This window comes from Apilactobacillus ozensis DSM 23829 = JCM 17196, from assembly GCF_001435995.1.
Taxonomy (GTDB): domain Bacteria; phylum Bacillota; class Bacilli; order Lactobacillales; family Lactobacillaceae; genus Apilactobacillus; species Apilactobacillus ozensis.
Genome location: NZ_AYYQ01000017.1, coordinates 1 through 2,705, shown reverse-complemented (window position 1 = coordinate 2,705; position 2,705 = coordinate 1). Strand labels below are relative to the sequence as shown.

The 2,705-nt window shown below is 49.9% G+C and carries 2 rRNA genes; both read right to left on the bottom strand.

What is annotated here, in order from left to right:
- Positions 1 to 5: 5 nt before the first annotated feature.
- A 5S ribosomal RNA gene (gene rrf, locus FD06_RS02570) occupies positions 6 to 122 on the bottom strand.
- Positions 123 to 194: 72 nt separating this feature from the next.
- A 23S ribosomal RNA gene (locus FD06_RS02565) occupies positions 195 to 2,705 on the bottom strand; the annotation flags it as partial.

The window sequence follows — 2,705 nt, the reverse complement described above, 5'->3', positions numbered from 1 at the left end:
AATGAGCGTGGCAACGTCCTACCCTTGCAGGAGGCGATCCTCCAACTACTCTCGGCGTACAGAAGCTTAACTACTGTGTTCGGCATGGGAACAGGTGTATCCTTCTGGCTATCGCCACCACACTATTTATTTAGAAAGAACTTTGTTCTCTCAAAACTAGATATTATTAATTTCTTTTCCGAAAACTACCTAACTTGGTTAAGTCCTCGACCGATTAGTATTGGTCCGCTCCATGCATCACTGCACTTCCACTTCCAACCTATCTACCTGATCATCTCTCAGGGGTCTTACTTCCATAAAGGAATGGGAAATTTCATCTTGAGGTGGGTTTCACACTTAGATGCTTTCAGCGTTTATCACGTCCATACATAGCTACCCAGCGATGCGCCTGGCGGCACAACTGGTACACCAGCGGTATGTCCATCTCGGTCCTCTCGTACTAGAGACAGCTCCCCTCAAATTTCCTACGCCCGCGACGGATAGGGACCGAACTGTCTCACGACGTTCTGAACCCAGCTCGCGTACCGCTTTAATGGGCGAACAGCCCAACCCTTGGGACCAACTACAGCCCCAGGATGCGATGAGCCGACATCGAGGTGCCAAACCTCCCCGTCGATGTGAACTCTTGGGGGAGATAAGCCTGTTATCCCCAGGGTAGCTTTTATCCGTTGAGCGATGGCCCTTCCATACGGTACCACCGGATCACTAAGCCCGACTTTCGTCCCTGCTCGACCTGTCTGTCTCGCAGTCAAGCTCCCTTTTGCCTTTACACTCGATGAATGATTTCCAACCATTCTGAGGGAACCTTTGGGCGCCTCCGTTACTGTTTGGGAGGCGACCGCCCCAGTCAAACTGCCAATCAGACACTGTCTCCCACCACGATAAGTGGTGCGGGTTAGAGTGTTAGCACAGCGAGGGTAGTATCCCACCATTGCCTCCACCGAAACTAGCGTTCCGGTTTCTACGGCTCCTACCTATCCTGTACAAGCTATGTCAACACCCAATATCAAATTACAGTAAAGCTCCATGGGGTCTTTCCGTCCTGTCGCGGGTACCCTGCTTCTTCACAGGGATCTCAATTTCACCGAGTCTCTCGTTGAGACAGTGCTCAGATCGTTACGCCTTTCGTGCGGGTCGGAACTTACCCGACAAGGAATTTCGCTACCTTAGGACCGTTATAGTTACGGCCGCCGTTTACTGGGGCTTCATTTCTGAGCTTCGCCGAAGCTAACTCATCCACTTAACCTTCCAGCACCGGGCAGGCGTCAGCCCCTATACTTCATCTTACGATTTTGCAGAAACCTGTGTTTTTGATAAACAGTCGCCTGAGCCTTTTCACTGCGGCTGCACGTTAGTGCAGCACCCCTTCTCCCGAAGTTACGGGGTCATTTTGCCGAGTTCCTTAACGAGAGTTCACTCGCTCACCTTAGGATACTCTCCTCGACTACCTGTGTCGGTTTGCGGTACGGGTAGTTAATTACTCACTAGAAACTTTTCTCGGTAGCGTGACATGGATTGCTTCCCTACTTAATTTCGGTCCTCATCACAGCTTGTCAACACGCTAAAAAGCATTTCACTCTTTAACTGACTTACTGCTTGAACACACATATCCAACAGTGTGCACAATTTAGCCTTCTACGTCCTTCCATCGCTCAAACATAATTAACTAGTACAGGAATATCAACCTGTTATCCATCGCCTACGCTTCTCAGCCTCGGCTTAGGCCCCGACTAACCCTGGGAGGACGAGCCTTCCCCAGGAAACCTTAGTCATGTGGTGGATTGGATTCTCACCAATCTTTCGCTACTCATACCGGCATTCTCACTTCTAAGCGCTCCACCGGTCCTTACGGTCCGACTTCATTGCCCTTAGAACGCTCTCCTATCACGTGACATAGTCACGTCCACAATCTCGGTAATATGCTTAGCCCCGGTAAATTTTCGGCGCAAGGTCACTCGACTAGTGAGCTATTACGCACTCTTTAAATGGTGGCTGCTTCTGAGCCAACATCCTAGTTGTCTATGCAACTTCACATCCTTTTCCACTTAGCATATATTTAGGGACCTTAATTGGTGGTCTGGGCTGTTCCCCTTTCGACTATGGATCTTATCACTCATAGTCTGACTCCCGGACATATAAATCAATGGTATTCGGAGTTTATCTGAACTCAGTAACCCATGACGGGCCCCTCATCCAAACAGTGGCTCTACCTCCATGATTCTAAATCCGAGGCTAGCCCTAAAGCTATTTCGGAGAGAACCAGCTATCTCCAAGTTCGTTTGGAATTTCACCGCTACCCACACCTCATCCCAGCACTTTTCAACGTACACGGGTTCGGCCCTCCGGTGTGTTTTACCACACTTTCAGCCTGGACATGGGTAGATCACCTGGTTTCGGGTCTATCGCTACATACTGAAACGCCCGTTTCAGACTCGCTTTCGCTACGGCTCCGACATTTTCGTCTTAACCTTGCATGCAACCATAACTCGCCGGTTCATTCTACAAGAGGCACGCTATCACCCATTAACGGGCTCTAACTGCTTGTAAGCACATGGTTTCAGGAACTATTTCACTCCCCTTCCGGGGTGCTTTTCACCTTTCCCTCACGGTACTGGTTCACTATCGGTCACTAGGTAGTATTTAGCCTTGGGAGATGGTCCTCCCGGATTCCGACGACGTTTCACGTGTGTCGCCGTACTCAGGAT